Below are 14,330 nucleotides of genomic sequence, written 5' to 3' on the forward strand. Positions count from 1 at the left end.
CTCGCGCTCAGGGCTCGGAGCGGTCGTCGTCGCCGCGATCCAGGACGGCCAGCTCTCGCGTGGATCGCGTCATGGCGACGTAACGGTCCACGGCCCCCTCGGCGCCATCGCCCCAGGCCTCGGGATCGAGCAGGACGACGAGATCGAACTCCAGTCCCTTCGCCGTCTCGGGCGTCAGCGACAGGACCCGCTCCGGCGTGCGCGGCGGAGCGATCCCGATGACCGCGGCCGTGCCGTCCTCGTTCTCGGACAGCCAGGCGGCGAGGACGCCGTCGAGCTCGTCCGCTCTGCCGTTGCGGACGGGAACGCCGCTCGAGCGGATCGATGTCGGAACGTTCGCGTCCGGGATCGCCGCGCGGATGACCGGCTCCGCCGCCGCCATCACCTCCTCGGGGGTGCGGTAGTTCACGGTGAGCGTCGCCAGCCGCACGTCGCCGAGCCCGGCATGCGCCAGGCGCTCGTCCCAGCTCTCGGTGAAGCCGCGCCTCGCCTGCGCGCGGTCGCCGACGATCGTGAAGCTCCGTGACGGGCATCGGGCCAGCAGCATCCGCCACTCGGCATCCGTCAGCTCCTGCGCCTCGTCGACGATGATGTGCGCGAACGGGCCGGCCAGCGGGTCGGCGGCGAGACCGGGGAGCGCGTCGACGTCGTCCAGCGAGTTGCGCAGGTCGTCGCCGCGCAGCATCGACATGAGTCCCAGGTCGTCGTCCGAGCTCGCGATCAGGTAATCGGCGACGTCCGAGCGGTACTCGCGCTCCGCCGCGAGCTGCGCGGTGCGCTCGCGACGGATCCGTTCGGCGCGAGGGTCGCCGGTGCGCCTTCGCGCCGCGTCCAGATAGGGGACGTCGGATGCCGTCCACGCCGTGCCGTCGTCTCGCTGCAGGTGCCGAACATCCTCGTCGTCCAGCCAAGGGGCGCAGCGGCGGAGGAAGGAGGCGTCGGTCCACAGCGTCGCGACGAGTGCCGCAGGGTCGAGCAGCGGCCAAGCACGGTCGAACACCGCAGTGAGGCGCTCGTCCTGCGCGAGCGCGGGTCCCAGCAGCCGTTGCGGGAGGCGCGACCGGTGGGACAGGATCTCGACGAGAGCGCGCCAGACGTCCGGGCGGGCGTCGTCGTGGGCGGTCCCCGGCTCGACCGCGTCGAAGGCGTCCGCCCAGTCTTCGGGATGCAGCGGGACGTCGGCCCCGTCCGTCTCGATCAGCAGGTCGTGCGCAGGAGGCTGCTCGTAGAGACGGACCGCGCGCTCGATCGCGTCGAGCAGCCGGGCGTCGGCTTTCAGGGCGGCCGTACGCGCGTCCGGCTCCATCGCCTCGGCCCGCTCGGGGACCAGGTCGTGCAGCGTGCAGGTCCGGACGCCGTCTTCGCCGAGGCTCGGAAGGACGTCGTCGACGTATGCGAGGTAGGGCTCGTGCGGGCCGACGACCAGCACGCCCCCGCGACCGCGCGCGATGCGCGGCTCGGCGTAGAGGAGGTAGGCGGCGCGATGCAGGGCGACCACGGTCTTGCCCGTGCCCGGTCCTCCGTCGACGACGAGAGCGCCCTCGGCGCCGGCGCGGATGATGGCGTCCTGGTCGGACTGGATCGTCGCCAGGACGTCCCGCATGCGCGGCGATCGGCTGGCGCCGAGACTGGCGATGAACGCGGACTGGTCGTCCAGCGCTGCTCGGCGGGAGAGGCCGTCGATCGTGAAGACCTCGTCCCAGTAGTCGCTGATCCTCCTGTTCCTCCAGCGGTAGCGGCGTCGGCTGGCCAGGCCCATCGGGTCGCCGTGGCTGGCGGCGAAGAAGGGCTCGGCGGCCGGTGTCCGCCAGTCGATCAGCAGAGGCTCCCCCTCGGCATCCGAGAGGCCGAGGCGTCCGATGTAGACCGGGTCTTCGTCAGCGGGGACCATCCTCCCGAGGCACAGATCGATGCCGTAGCGCCGCAGAGCGGCGAGGCGGGCGTCCAGTCGGTGGATCTCGAGGTCGCGCTCGACGGCTGCCCCGCCGACGCCGGCGGACGAGCGCAGCAGCGATCCGAGGCGTGCGGATGCCGAGGCGACGGCATCCTCCAGCGCGCTCGCGATGCGGGCGAAATGCTCGTCGTCCTCGTGGATGAGGGCGGGGTCGGACTTGGACGAGAGGCGGGCGGGGAGGTCGAACGCGGTAGGGGCGGAGGTGTGCACGGCGGCTCCGATCTCGTGCGCGACCCGGTGTCTCCGGGTGGCACGATCGACCAGTATGCGCCGGGTGGGGGCTCTTGCCGCAAGCCCCCATCCCTGAGATATCCTGGAAGTGCGGGGAGGCGCCATTCTCAGGCGGGCGCCCGGGATCTCATCCTCAGGTGAGGACTCCGGGGCCGGTGCCAGTGCTGGTGGGGATCCCACCAGGCCGGCCCGCGGATCTCCGGAACGCCACGGTCGATGCGGATGGTCCATTCGCTCAGGTGCAGCGTGCGGTGATGCCACCAGCACAGGAGGACGCCGTTGTCGGTGTGCGTGGGGCCGCCGTCTGCATGCTCCCGGACGTGATGGATCTCGCACCAGGTGGCAGGGGTCGTGCAGCCGGGGATGATGCATCCCCCGTCTCGGATCATGATGGCTCTGCGCTGCAGGGCGTTGAAGATGCGGGCGCTGGTGCCGATCGCGGCGATGCGGCCATGGTCGTCGAAGAGCACGCGCTGCACACCCCCTGCGCACGCGGTCTGGTGCGCAACGGCCAGCGGGACGAGCTCTCCGGTGCGGGGGAGGGTCGCCCATCCCGTTCCCCGGGCGAGATCCTCTGCCGTCGCGGAGACGACCAGCGTGGGCGCCGCGCCGCCGAGATGCGGGAACCGGTCGCTGCCCGCGGCGACCGCGAGGATGGCTGCGAGGGCGTCGTGCTGCTTCTGCGCGCGCGTGCGCGTATCCACGAACGCGGGGTCTTCGGGAAGATCGTCACCGACCTCGGCGGTCGGCTCGAACCGGACGCCGGTCGCAGGCGCGGCCTGCGGGTCGTCCGTCTTAGGGCTGAGGATGCTGTCCTGCAGGAGCGCGAGCTGTGCGGCGACCTCGGGGAGCAGCGCACCGCGCACGGTGTGGACGCCGTCCTTGAGCGCGCCGACGCGGAGGTATCGGCCCCGAAGCGCCTGGTCCTCGTCGGGAGGCGTCGGCCCGTCGGGATCGAGGTACGCCACCATGACCTTCGCGTACAGGGCCAGGTCCTCCGGCAGCGCGCCCGGCCGTGGGGGCTCGTCGGAGGGGCGGGTCGGCTCGACGCCGCGGGAGAGGGCGGCGAGCTCGGCATCCGCGCGGAGGAGATCGTCATCGAGGATCCGGCGGGCGGACCGCGTGAGCGGGTCGGTCGCGGCGAGCAGACCGGCGACTCCGAGCGCACCGTCGGCGACGGCGGATCGCAGGGCGGGGAACCGCGCCGGCAGATAGCCGCCGCTCGTGATGTCCTGCACGCGGTGCACGAGCGCGGATGCCTTCACGAGCCGCGCTGCGGATCGCGCATCCGTGCCCAGCAGCATGCGGAGCAGGTCGATCGGTGCCGAGCATCCGTAGGCCGTCGTCATCCGCTCGTCCCGGTACCGGTCGGAGCGGGTGACGACCGCGTCCGCGGCCTCGACCTGGAGGCCCTCCAGGCGCCGTTCGATCCGACCGGCGATCGCCAGGAGCTCGGCGACGTCGGCATCCGCCAGCTGCGGGATCGTCTCGCGGGCGAAGGCGTCGCGCGCCGTGGAATCGAGAGAGGTCTCGATCTCGCGGAGCCACGGCAGGAGTTCGTTCATAGGTTCTATTTAATAGAGGGCTACCGACATTGAAGAGGGAAGAAAAAGACGATAGTGCGTTTCGACTCGCTCCGCTCGCTCAACGAACGGGGAAGGGGAGCGTCGCTCGACGAATGGGGCGGGAGGGCGTCGCTCGATGAGCGGGGCGGGAAGAGCGTTCGGCGAAGGGGAAGGGGCGTGTCGCTCGATGAGCGGGGAGGGAAGTCGCTCGACGAACGGGGAGGGAAGAGCGTTCGGCGAAGGGGAAGGGGCGCGTCGCTCGATGAACGGGAGGGGAGTCGCTCGATGAGCGGGGAAGGATACAGCGTTCGACGAAGAGGAGGAGGCGTCGCTCGACGAACGGGGAGGGCGGGGCCAGGACGCGGTGGCCGCCGCCCGGTCATGGAACACTGGAGGCATGAACGCCTCGCGCCAGACCGACCCGCAGCTTCAGCGAAACGCTCTGGCCCCCGGCATCCTCGCCGCGATCGCCCTGTTCCTCTCGCCGCTGTTCATCGCCGACCCCGCCGCGACGGTCATCCGCTACATCGTCGCGATCCTCGCGCTGATCGTGGCCTGGTTCGGCATCCAGGCGAGGCAGTGGTGGTGGACCGTCGTGTTCATCGCCGTCGCGGTGTTCTGGAACCCGGTGTACCCGCTTCCCGTGGATGAGCTCGTCTGGGGCGTCTCCGGCGTCGTCGGCGCCCTGCTCTTCCTCACCGCGGGTGCGCTCATCAAGAACGAACGGCAGCAGGGGTAGCGGTCCGCGCCCGCGGTGGACCGCGCGCGGCAGCCCCGCTCCGCTCTCCAGGTGAGAAGCTAGAAGGATGAGTTCCCCCACGACCGCCGCGGCACCGCTCACGGACGCCGAGATCCTCGCTCTCCGCGCCGATTTCCCGATCCTCGGCACCGAGGTGAACGGCCACCCGCTCGTCTACCTCGACTCCGGTGCGACCTCGCAGCGCCCGCTCGCGGTCCTGGACGCGGAGCGCGACTATCTCCTGAACCTCAACGCGGCCGTGCACCGCGGCGCCCACACGCTCGCGGCCGAGGCCACGGAGGCGTTCGAGGACGCCCGGTCCACGGTCGCCGGCTTCGTCGGAGCGGATGAGGGCGAGATCGTCTGGACCTCCAACGCCACCGAGGCGGTCAACCTCGTCGCGTACGCGATCTCGAACGCCTCGGCCGGACGCGGGGGAGCGGAGGCGGCACGGCTGCGGATCGGGCCGGGCGACGAGATCGTCACCACCGAGATGGAGCATCACGCGAACCTCATCCCCTGGCAGGAGCTCGCCGCGCGCACCGGCGCGACGCTGCGGGTGATCCCCCTCGACGACGACGGCGCTCTTCGCCTGGATGAGCTCCCGGCGTACGTCACCGCTCGCACGCGCCTCGTCGCGGCCACCCACGTCTCCAACGTCCTGGGCGTCATAGGCCCGGTCGAGCGGCTGATCGCCGCCGCTCACGAAGTCGGTGCGCTCTTCCTCCTCGACGCCTGCCAGTCCGCACCGCACCTGCCCCTGGACGTGCGCGCCCTCGACGTGGACTTCGCCGTGTTCTCCGGGCACAAGATGCTCGGACCCACGGGCGTCGGCGCCCTCTACGGACGCCGTGCGCTCCTCGAGGCCATGCCGCCGTTCCTCACCGGCGGGTCGATGATCACCACCGTGACCACGAGCGAGGCGGAGTACCTCCCGCCGCCGCAGCGCTTCGAGGCCGGCACCCAGCGGGTGTCCCAGGCGATCGCCCTCGCCGCCGCCGTCCGCTACCTCGACGCCGTCGGGATGGACCGGATCGCCGCGCACGAGGCCGAGCTCGGGCAGCGCCTGGTCGAAGGGCTCGGCGCGATCGACGGCGTCCGTGTGCTCGGGGGCGGCATCGACCTGCCGCGCGTCGGACTGGCGAGCATCGACGTCGCAGGCATCCACTCCCACGACCTCGGGCAGTTCCTCGACGACCGCGGCATCGCCGTGCGCGTCGGCCACCACTGCGCCCAGCCGCTGCACCGCCGTCTCGGCGTCACGTCCTCGACGCGCGCGAGCACCTATCTCTACAACACCGCCGAGGAGGTGGACGCCGTGATCGACGGCGTCTCCGCGGCCATCGACTTCTTCAGGAGACTCTCATGAGCTCGTCCGACCTGCAGAACCTGTATCAGGAGCTGATCCTCGACCACTCCCGCACCCCGCACGGCTATGGGCTGCGCGATGAGGTGCCCTCGCAGTCGCATCAGGTGAACCCGACGTGCGGCGACGAGATCACCCTCCAGGTGCACAGGGCCGTCGACGGCACGATCGAGGCCGTCGCGTGGGAAGGGCACGGATGCGCGATCTCGCAGGCGTCCGCCTCGCTCTTCGCCGAACTTGTCGAGGGGATGCCGCAGGCCGACGTCGTGCATCGCATCGACGCGTTCCGCGAGGCCATGCGCTCGCGCGGCACCATCGAGCCCGACCCCGAGCTGCTGGGGGACGCCGCCGCCCTCGGCGGGGTCTCGCGGTACGTGGCGCGGGTGAAGTGCGCCATGCTCGCCTGGGTCGCGGCCGAGGATGCCATCCGCAAGCTCGACTGACGCGGTGAGGCGCGTATGACGCCGTGTGTCGCCAGGTGAACGGGCGTTTCGCGCACGGGTGACGCCGATCGGCGCGGCCCGGATGCTGGGGCCATGAGCGATCTCGTCAGCCCGGCGCAGCTGATGCATCTGCAGCATCGCGCCGAACACGGGGAAGGACCCGCGGTTCGGGTGCTCGACGTGCGCTGGCGCCTCGACCGTCCGGAGGGGCGGCCGGAGTATGTGCGCGCGCATCTGCCCGGCGCGGTCTACGTCGATCTCGACCGCGAGCTCGCCAGACGCGGTCAGCCGGAGGAGGGCAGGCATCCGCTTCCCCGCCCGGAGGACCTGCAGCGCGCGGCGCGCGGTTGGGGCGTGCACGACGGAGACGTCATCGTCGCGTACGACGACAACCGCAGTGTCGCTGCCGCACGGCTGTGGTGGCTGCTGCGGGGGTCGGGCATCGACGCGAGGGTGCTGGATGGCGGCATCCGCTCGTGGGTGGCGGAGGGGCTGCCGCTGGAGTCCGGGGACGTCCTCCCCGAGCCCGGCGACGTCGTGCTCGGGGAGCCCCGCGGCGAGCGCCTGACGATCGACGAGGTCGAGCGCTTCCTGGAGACCGGCGTGCTGCTCGACGTCAGGACGCCGGAGCAGTACAGCGGCGTCCAGACCTCGCTGGACCCGATCGGCGGCCACATCCCCGGCGCGGTGAACCTGCCGGCGATGGCCACGGTCGCCGGCGACGGGAGGCTGCGGCATCCCGACGCCCTGCGGCGGATCTTCGCCACGGCGGGCGTCGACGCGCAGACGCCCGTCGCGGTGTACTGCGGCTCCGGCGTCGCGGCGATGCACACCGCGCTCGCGCTGGAGCAGTCCGGCATCCGCGCCTACGTGTACACCGGCTCGTGGAGCGAATGGTCGAACAACCGCGGTCGTCCTGTCGCGGTGGGCATCCTCCCGAACGGCAGGCTCACCGCCGTCTGAGCGGTGGACGCGGCGGGCGGCTGCGCGCAGGATGGACGGATGGCCATCCGTCTGCTGCCGCTTCCTCCCGACCGCGTCGACTCCTGGCGCGCGGACGTGCGGGAGCGGCTGCGTCGCATCAGGGACGCGTCGGGTCTGCGGCCCGGCGCCGACGCCGAACGGGAGGCGGATGCGATCCTGGCGGCCTTCCTGCCGGACGACCGCCCCGACGGCGCGGCCGCGGTGCTGTCCATCGAGGCCGTCGACGGCCTCATCGGCGACGTGTGGCTGCACCTGCCCGGTCCGCAGGCGCTGATCGTGGATCTCCACGTCGTGCGGGAGACGAGCGCCGCGGAACGGGATGCGCTGATGGGGGCGATCGAGGATCTCGCCCGCGCGCGTTCCGCGACATCGCTCGGCGTCGCCCTGTTCGCCGGGGATCGGGTGCTCGCCGGGTTCCTGGACGGGCGCGAGTACACGGTGTCGTCCATCCAGATGGTGCTCGATCCGCTCCCGGCGCGGCCCGCACCGGACGTGCGGGTGGAGGTGAGGCCGATGACGGAGGAGCGCTTCACCCTGTTCGTCGCGGAGTCCGAGCGGCATTTCGCGACGGAGCTGGCGGCGACGGGGCGGATGACGAAGATGGACGCCGTCGCCGAGGCCCACCGGCAGTTCGCCGAGGAGCTGCCGGACGGCCTCGCCACCTCCGGTCAGTTTCTGCGCACCGCGTACGTCGACGGCGAGGAGGTGGGCCTCCTGTGGCTCGCGCTGCGCGAGAGGGGCTCTGCGCCCCATGCGTTCATCCTCGACATCGCGGTCGACGCGCGGCGCCGCCGGCGCGGCCACGGCCGCGCTCTCATGCACGCGGCCGAGCGCGAGGCCGCCCGCCTCGGAGCCCGCTCTCTCGGGCTGCACGTCTTCGGGGCGAACACGGGGGCGATCGCGCTGTATGAAGACCTCGGTTACCAGAGACTGGAGGAGTTTCGCATCCGACTTTTGTCTTGATCTGGGATACCAAAAGTGGAGTATTTCGCTCACGAGTGGCAGAATGCCAGGCATGACGGGGGCGGGGACCGCGGAGCTCGAATCGGCACGGGTCGCGCGCATACTGCGCGACGACATCATGCTGGGCCGGCGTGCGCCGGGTTCGCGCCTGGTCGAGCGCGATATCGCAACGGAGCTCAGCGTGTCCAGGCTTCCCGTGCGAGAGGCGATCCGCGCGCTCGTCGGCGAGGGCATCGTGGTGGCGCGGCCGCGCACCTGGGCGGTCGTGCGGGAGTTCACCACCCGTGACATCCAGGACTTCGCCGAGGTCCGCGAAGCGATCGAGACGCTCATCTTCGTCTTCGCCGCAGAACGCCATGACGAGGAGGGTCTCGCGGCCCTTCGGGCGGTGCTGGACCTCGAAGCCGAAGCGGCGGAGTCCGGGGACGTCATGGCGGGCAGAGAAGCGGCAGGAGCCTTCCACGAGGTGGTGACGGGGCTGGCGGCGAACGAGATGCTCAACGAGCTCATCGGCGTCTTCATCACGCGGCTGCGCTGGCTGTTCGGACAGCATGACGACCTGGCGGACATGGTCGCGGAGCACGAGCTCATCTTCGAGGCCATCGCCGCGCGGGACGTGGCGCGGATCAGGGAGATGGTTCCTCGTCATCTCGCGCGCGGACGCGAGAACGCGGAGCTGCGATTGCAGGGCGTCTCCGGCTCATCCATCTGAGTGCGTCCGGCGCTTCGTCGGCCGGGTCTCGGAATGGATACCCCCAGGGGGTATAGTGAAGGTCGGGGGCCCAGCCCCGAGAGGAGACATCATGACCACGAGCACCTATGCCGTCACCGGCATGACCTGCGGACACTGCGAGGCATCCGTCCGCGACGAGATCGCGAAGATCGACGGCGTCGACGCGATCCGCGTCAGTGCGGCCGAAGGTCGGCTCGTCATCGACTCCGCCCTCCCCCTCGACGACGCCGAGGTCATCGCGGCCGTCGACGAGGCGGGCTACGCCGCCGTCCGCGCCTGAGGCGCCATGACCGCCGCGACGGTCTACGACCTGGAGATCGGCGGCATGACCTGCGCGTCGTGCGCCGCACGGATCGAGAAGAGACTCAACCGCATGGACGGCGTCACCGCCGCCGTGAACTACGCCACGGAGAAGGCGCACGTGCGGACGCCTCCGGGGGTGACCGCAGCGGATCTCATCGCGCAGGTCGAGGGCGCGGGCTACACCGCTGCTCTTCCTGAGGGAGCCGCGCACGACGCGGAGCACGTGCTGCTCCGGCTGCGGCTGATCGTCGCGGTCGTGCTGGCCGTCCCCGTGATCGCGCTCAGCATGATCGAGCCGCTGCACTTCCCCGGCTGGACGTGGGCGGCGCTCGCGCTGGCGACGCCCGTCGTCACCTGGGCGGCCTGGCCGTTCCATCGCGCGGCGGTCCTGAACGCGCGTCACGGCGCGGCGACCATGGACACGCTCATCTCCGTCGGGGTGACGGCGGCCGCGCTGTGGTCGGCGTACGCGCTGCTGTCCGGCGAAGGAGACCTCTATCTCGAGGTCGCGGCCGGCGTCACGATGTTCCTGCTGCTCGGGCGGTACCTGGAGCAGCGGTCCAAACGCAGAGCAGGTGCGGCGCTGCGCGCCCTGGGCGAGCTGGGCGTGAAGGATGTCGCGGTCCTGCGGGACGGAGCCGAGGAGCGCATCCCGCTCGGCGCCCTCGGCGTCGATGACGTGTTCGTCGTGCGACCGGGGGAGAGGATCGCGACCGACGGGATCGTCCTGTCCGGCTCGTCCGCGGTGGACGCCTCGATGCTCACGGGCGAGTCCGTCCCCGTCGAGGTGACGGCGGGCGACGCCGTCATCGGCGCGACCGTCAATGTCGGCGGCCTGCTGCACGTGCGGGCCACGCGCATCGGCGCCGACACCCAGCTCGCGCAGATCGCCAGGCTGGTCGAGGAGGCGCAGTCCGGAAAGGCGAGGGCGCAGCGGCTCGCGGACCGCATCTCCGCGGTCTTCGTGCCGATCGTCTTCGCGATCTCGGCGGTGACCCTCGTGGCATGGCTGCTCGGCGCCGGCGGGGCATCCGCCGCCTTCACCGCGGCGGTGGCCGTGCTCATCATCGCCTGCCCCTGCGCGCTCGGGCTCGCGACGCCGATGGCGCTCCTCGTCGGCACCGGTCGTGGCGCACAGCTCGGCGTGCTCATCAGAGGCCCCGAGGTGCTGGAATCGACCAGGCGCATCGACACCATCGTGCTCGACAAGACGGGGACGGTCACGACGGGGCGGATGACCGTGGACGCCGTCATCGCGGCGGAGGGCGAGTCCCGCGCCGAGGTGCTGCGCCTGGCGGCGGGCGTGGAGCAGGCGTCCGAGCATCCGATCGCGGCCGCGATCACCCGGGCGGCGACCGCGGAGCTCGGCGCTCTCGACACGGTCTCGGACTTCTCGAGCACGGCAGGCCGCGGCGTCGCCGGCACGGTGTCAGGGCATGTCGTCGTCGCGGGGCGCCCTGCCCTGCTCGCCGAACGGGCGCTCGAACTCCCGGACGAGCTCGCCCGTCCCTTCGCGGAGGCGGAGGCGCAGGCCCGCACCGTCGTGGCCGTCGCCTGGGACGGCCGTGTCCGCGGCATCGTGGTCGTCGCGGATCACGTCAGGCCGACGAGCGCCGCCGCCATCGCCGCGCTGAAGGGACTCGGTCTCGAGCCGATCCTGCTCACCGGCGACAACGAGGTCGCGGCCCGCCGCGTCGCGGCGGAGGTCGGCATCGACACGGTCGTCGCCGGCGTCCTGCCGGAGCAGAAGCTGGCCGAGCTCGTCGCGCTGCAGAGTGCGGGACGGTCGGTCGCGATGGTCGGGGACGGGGTGAACGACGCGGCCGCGCTCGCCGCGGCGGATCTCGGCATCGCGATCGGAACGGGGACGGATGCCGCGATCGAGGCATCCGATCTGACGCTCGTGCGCGGCGATCTGTGGGCGGCGGTCGACGCGATCCGGCTCGCGAGGCGCACGCTCGGCACGATCAGGGGGAACCTGTTCTGGGCTCTCGCCTACAACGTCGCGGCGATCCCGCTGGCGGCGCTGGGCCTGCTCGCGCCGATGCTCGCCGGGGCGGCGATGGCGTTCTCCAGCCTGTTCGTGGTCGGCAACAGCCTGCTGCTGCGCCGGTTCCGCAGCGCTGCACCTGCGGCGGATCACGACGCCGTGCTCTAGATTGAGAATCGTCGGGTCTCGTCCTGACGGTTCCGTCTCGTGCTGGGGAGCGGTATGCGGGTCTTCGCGTTCGTCCTGGGTGGGCTGCTGCTCATCGCTGGCGCGAGCGCGGTCGTGATCGCGGATCAGGAGCGCGAGGCCGCCGTGGAGCAGGCCAGAGCCGATCTCCTCGAGCAGCAGCAGCGCCTCGCCGGGGCGATCGAGGACAACCGCGTGCTGGCGGGGACGCTCTCCGCGCTCCGCGAGACCATCGCCGAGCAGGGGGAACGGCTCGCCGATACCGAGGGCTTCCTGCAATGATCTGGCGGAGGGTCATCGCTGTGACGCTGTCCGCCGCCGTCGTGCTCGGCGCAGGGCTCGTGTCCAAGGCCGCGACTCTGGACGCGGAGCGCGTCGGGCTGCTCACCGAGGCGATCAAGACCCAGGACAGGGCGGATGCTGCGGAGGACCGCGGCCTGCATCTGACCGGCCTGATCGCGGCCGCGGAGGACGAGACGGCCGACCTCGCCGCCGTGCTCGAGGTGCGCCCGGCATTCGTCGCCGAGCTTGCGGAGCTCGCCACGGCGCTGTCGGACGCCGAGGGCAAGGTCGACACCGAGACGCAGCATGCAGCGGCCGTCGCCACCCAGGAGACCGTGCTGGCGGAGCGGAAGGACCCCGGCACGATCGTCGCGGCCACGGCGACGATCCGTGCGCTCGCGGTCAAGGTCGACGGCGAGGTCGACGAGTGGGAGGCCGCGCAGGCCGCGCAGCCCGGTCCCGGCGGTCCGCGGTGGTCGTCGAGCGGTGCGGACGGCTACGCACGGGTGCGGGCTGCGCTGGACAGGGTGGGCGGCGGCGGGGTGGGGCTGTACGAGTCGTCCTCCTGCGCCGGAGGGAACGCCCCGGCCTGCGCGAACAGCGACGGCTACATCAAATACCGCGCCGACATCGCCGGCTGGAGCACGAGCCGGCTGAACTGGGCCATGGCGCACGAGCTCGCGCACATCTACCAGTTCCGGGTGTGGGGGGCCTTGAACTCGTCCGGCTCCTATCAGAGCCTCTTCGGCGGCGACCCGGAGTTCCTCGCCAACTGCATGGCCGTGGTGCGCGGCTTCCCCGGCTCCGTCGGATGCGATGCCGCGCAGCAGGCCTGGGCGTCCGGGATCTGGGTGGGAGCGGTGCGCTGACCCCTTACCGCACCGGCGTCCTGGTGTCCGTCGCCGCACGCAGCGGGCGGCGCATGAAGTTCCAGTGCGCAACGGGCAGCAGCCTGACGAGGGCGTCGATGAGGCCCGCCTCGCGTCCGACCATGGTCCTGGCGCGGCGGCGGATCGTCGCGCGCACGATCTTCGCCGCGGCGGCGTCGGGCTCCGTGTGGTACATCGCGGCCTGAGCGGATGCGGCGCGCTGCGCGACCGCGGGGTCGATCACGGCGGCGTACCGGCCGTGCAGGATGATGCCGGTGCGCACTCCCGCCGGGTACACGGCGCCGACGGTCACGGAGCTGCCCTCCAGCTCGTGCCGCAGCGCCTCGGAGAAGCCGCGGACCGCGTACTTGCTCATCGCGTAGGGGATGCGGCCGGCGGGGGCCGCGAGCGCGTAGACGCTCGCCAGATGGGTGATGTGGGCCGCGGGCTGCTCGCGCAGGGCGGGCAGGAGCGCCTTGGTGATCGACACCGTGCCCCAGAGGTTCACATCGACCAGCCAGCGCATCTCCTCCAGGGTGAGCTGCTCGAGGTCCCCGAGCATCGAGGACCCCGCGCAGGTGATGAGGGCGGTGATCGCCGGGTGCGCCGAGCGGATCGCCGAGGCCGCGTCGAACACCGCATCGTCGTCGCGGAGGTCCACGACATGGGCGGTGGCGAGGCCCGCGGGAAGGCCGGCGAGGACGGCGTCCAGGCCGGCGTCGTCGTGATCGACGAGCGCGAGGCGGACGCCGCCGGAGGCGAGCTGCCGCGCGATCGCCGCCCCCATGCCCGCTGCGGCGCCGGTGATCACGGTGGTGCCGGTGGTGAGATCGAGCGGTCGCATCGCTGCTCCTCTGACGGTCGGGTCTCCATTCTGGCCGAACGCCGTGTCGTCCGGTACCGGTACGATTTTCTGAGGAGGTCGTCGTGGGACGGACAGCGGATGCCATCGCGGAGGGCGTGGCGATCGCGACCGCGGCGACCCGGCTCGCGGTCCGCAACCACATCCTCGTCGGCACCATCGCCCAGGGCGGCGCCTTCCACACCGACAAGTACATGGCGGACGCCAGAGAGGCGCTCCTCGCCATGGCACAGGAGTCGGAGGATGCCGCTGCGCTCGTCACGCGGCTGCGCAAGCGCGCCCGCGGGCGGCACTCCGACCCCGCGAGCACGCACGACTACCGCGATCGCGACGTGCGCAATCTCCGCAGGCGCGCTCGCCAGTCGGCCGGAGTCGCCACGCGCCTGCGCGCCATGGCGGAGGACGACGAGGCGCTGCGCGAGATCGTCGAAGGCGCGCGCGAGGCCGCCTGGACGGATGTCCGCCACAATCTCGACCGTCGACTCCGCGTGGAGGGCATGCGGCCGGACCAGGATCCCGAGTACGAGACCATGCGCGAGGCGCGCATGCAGGCTCTGCGGCTCGTCGACCTGCAGGCCCTCTCGTCGGCGCAGCGCGCGCGGCGCAAGCGCGAGGCCGAGTCGGCGTAGCCCGGAATTCGCTTCGGGGTCGATCGTCATGTAATCTAGACGACGGCCCGGAAAGCTGGAAAGCACTCCGGGCTCTGCGCCACTAGCTCAATGGATAGAGCATCTGACTACGGATCAGAAGGTTAGGGGTTCGAGTCCCTTGTGGCGCACACTGTGTTGAGACAGTCCTGAGACCCTCGCTTCGGCGGGGGTCTCAGTGTTCTCGGCCCTTCCGATCCGATGCCGTCCGAG

Annotated in this window: 14 protein-coding genes and 1 tRNA gene; 12 read left to right on the plus strand and 3 right to left on the minus strand. The window is 71.7% G+C overall.

What is annotated here, in order from left to right; genetic code table 11:
• Positions 1–7 precede the first annotated feature (7 nt).
• Positions 8–2,164, minus strand: coding sequence for an RNA polymerase recycling motor ATPase HelR (helR, locus tag ACYVGQ_RS18365; RefSeq protein WP_460786132.1), 2,157 nt, complete (start codon positions 2,162–2,164; stop codon positions 8–10).
• 128 nt (positions 2,165–2,292) lie between these two features.
• Positions 2,293–3,750 carry an HNH endonuclease signature motif containing protein gene (locus ACYVGQ_RS18370; protein ID WP_460786133.1) on the minus strand — a complete coding sequence of 486 codons (1,458 nt, stop codon included), beginning with the start codon at positions 3,748–3,750 and terminating at the stop codon, positions 2,293–2,295.
• Positions 3,751–4,147: 397 nt separating this feature from the next.
• Here ACYVGQ_RS18370 and ACYVGQ_RS18375 point away from each other — a divergent pair, with 397 nt between their 5' ends.
• The 10 genes from ACYVGQ_RS18375 to ACYVGQ_RS18420 all read left to right on the plus strand — a co-directional run bounded on the left by ACYVGQ_RS18375 (position 4,148) and on the right by ACYVGQ_RS18420 (position 12,608).
• Positions 4,148–4,489 carry a DUF6804 family protein gene (locus ACYVGQ_RS18375; RefSeq protein WP_460786134.1) on the plus strand — a complete coding sequence of 114 codons (342 nt, stop codon included), beginning with the start codon at positions 4,148–4,150 and terminating at the stop codon, positions 4,487–4,489.
• Positions 4,490–4,556: 67 nt separating this feature from the next.
• Positions 4,557–5,858, plus strand: a complete 1,302-nt coding sequence (locus ACYVGQ_RS18380) for a cysteine desulfurase (RefSeq protein ID WP_460786135.1) — start codon at positions 4,557–4,559, stop codon at positions 5,856–5,858.
• On the plus strand, positions 5,855–6,298 hold the full coding sequence (gene sufU, locus ACYVGQ_RS18385; protein WP_460786136.1) for a Fe-S cluster assembly sulfur transfer protein SufU: 444 nt from the start codon (positions 5,855–5,857) through the stop codon (positions 6,296–6,298). Before ACYVGQ_RS18380 ends, sufU begins: the two co-directional genes overlap by 4 nt.
• Before the next feature lie 93 nt (positions 6,299–6,391).
• Positions 6,392–7,261, plus strand: coding sequence for a sulfurtransferase (locus tag ACYVGQ_RS18390; protein WP_460786137.1), 870 nt, complete (start codon positions 6,392–6,394; stop codon positions 7,259–7,261).
• Positions 7,262–7,300: 39 nt separating this feature from the next.
• Positions 7,301–8,245 carry a GNAT family N-acetyltransferase gene (locus tag ACYVGQ_RS18395; RefSeq protein ID WP_460786138.1) on the plus strand — a complete coding sequence of 315 codons (945 nt, stop codon included), beginning with the start codon at positions 7,301–7,303 and terminating at the stop codon, positions 8,243–8,245.
• Between the two features lie 52 nt (positions 8,246–8,297).
• Positions 8,298–8,957, plus strand: coding sequence for a GntR family transcriptional regulator (locus tag ACYVGQ_RS18400; protein WP_460786139.1), 660 nt, complete (start codon positions 8,298–8,300; stop codon positions 8,955–8,957).
• A gap of 91 nt (positions 8,958–9,048) precedes the next feature.
• Complete coding sequence (locus ACYVGQ_RS18405) at positions 9,049–9,258, plus strand: heavy-metal-associated domain-containing protein (RefSeq protein ID WP_460786140.1); 210 nt, start codon at positions 9,049–9,051, stop codon at positions 9,256–9,258.
• A gap of 6 nt (positions 9,259–9,264) precedes the next feature.
• The gene (locus ACYVGQ_RS18410; protein ID WP_460786141.1) at positions 9,265–11,439 is read left to right on the plus strand and encodes a heavy metal translocating P-type ATPase; all 2,175 of its coding nucleotides are present in this window, start codon (positions 9,265–9,267) and stop codon (positions 11,437–11,439) included.
• A gap of 54 nt (positions 11,440–11,493) precedes the next feature.
• A complete protein-coding gene (locus ACYVGQ_RS18415; protein WP_460786142.1) occupies positions 11,494–11,739 on the plus strand; it encodes a hypothetical protein in 246 nt (81 codons plus the stop codon).
• A complete protein-coding gene (locus tag ACYVGQ_RS18420; protein ID WP_460786143.1) occupies positions 11,736–12,608 on the plus strand; it encodes a hypothetical protein in 873 nt (290 codons plus the stop codon). The genes ACYVGQ_RS18415 and ACYVGQ_RS18420 overlap by 4 nt, the downstream gene beginning before the upstream one ends.
• Before the next feature lie 4 nt (positions 12,609–12,612).
• Here ACYVGQ_RS18420 and ACYVGQ_RS18425 read toward each other — a convergent pair whose 3' ends face one another.
• Positions 12,613–13,452, minus strand: coding sequence for an SDR family NAD(P)-dependent oxidoreductase (locus ACYVGQ_RS18425; RefSeq protein WP_460786144.1), 840 nt, complete (start codon positions 13,450–13,452; stop codon positions 12,613–12,615).
• A gap of 83 nt (positions 13,453–13,535) precedes the next feature.
• Here ACYVGQ_RS18425 and ACYVGQ_RS18430 point away from each other — a divergent pair, with 83 nt between their 5' ends.
• Positions 13,536–14,099, plus strand: a complete 564-nt coding sequence (locus ACYVGQ_RS18430) for an asparagine synthase (protein WP_460786145.1) — start codon at positions 13,536–13,538, stop codon at positions 14,097–14,099.
• Positions 14,100–14,175: 76 nt separating this feature from the next.
• Positions 14,176–14,248, plus strand: a tRNA-Arg gene (locus ACYVGQ_RS18435).
• The last annotated feature ends 82 nt before the right edge of the window (positions 14,249–14,330 follow it).

The organism is Microbacterium tumbae (assembly GCF_054780175.1).

Bases quoted from the DNA above. Each gene is read 5' to 3' on its own strand.
- ACYVGQ_RS18370 (WP_460786133.1), bottom strand. From the start codon at position 3,750: ATGAACGAACTCCTGCCGTGGCTCCGCGAGATCGAGACCTCTCTCGAT.
- ACYVGQ_RS18375 (WP_460786134.1), top strand. From the start codon at position 4,148: ATGAACGCCTCGCGCCAGACCGACCCGCAGCTTCAGCGAAACGCTCTG.
- ACYVGQ_RS18380 (WP_460786135.1), top strand. From the start codon at position 4,557: ATGAGTTCCCCCACGACCGCCGCGGCACCGCTCACGGACGCCGAGATC.
- sufU (WP_460786136.1), top strand. From the start codon at position 5,855: ATGAGCTCGTCCGACCTGCAGAACCTGTATCAGGAGCTGATCCTCGAC.
- ACYVGQ_RS18390 (WP_460786137.1), top strand. From the start codon at position 6,392: ATGAGCGATCTCGTCAGCCCGGCGCAGCTGATGCATCTGCAGCATCGC.
- ACYVGQ_RS18395 (WP_460786138.1), top strand. From the start codon at position 7,301: ATGGCCATCCGTCTGCTGCCGCTTCCTCCCGACCGCGTCGACTCCTGG.
- ACYVGQ_RS18400 (WP_460786139.1), top strand. From the start codon at position 8,298: ATGACGGGGGCGGGGACCGCGGAGCTCGAATCGGCACGGGTCGCGCGC.
- ACYVGQ_RS18405 (WP_460786140.1), top strand. From the start codon at position 9,049: ATGACCACGAGCACCTATGCCGTCACCGGCATGACCTGCGGACACTGC.
- ACYVGQ_RS18410 (WP_460786141.1), top strand. From the start codon at position 9,265: ATGACCGCCGCGACGGTCTACGACCTGGAGATCGGCGGCATGACCTGC.
- ACYVGQ_RS18415 (WP_460786142.1), top strand. From the start codon at position 11,494: ATGCGGGTCTTCGCGTTCGTCCTGGGTGGGCTGCTGCTCATCGCTGGC.
- ACYVGQ_RS18420 (WP_460786143.1), top strand. From the start codon at position 11,736: ATGATCTGGCGGAGGGTCATCGCTGTGACGCTGTCCGCCGCCGTCGTG.
- ACYVGQ_RS18425 (WP_460786144.1), bottom strand. From the start codon at position 13,452: ATGCGACCGCTCGATCTCACCACCGGCACCACCGTGATCACCGGCGCC.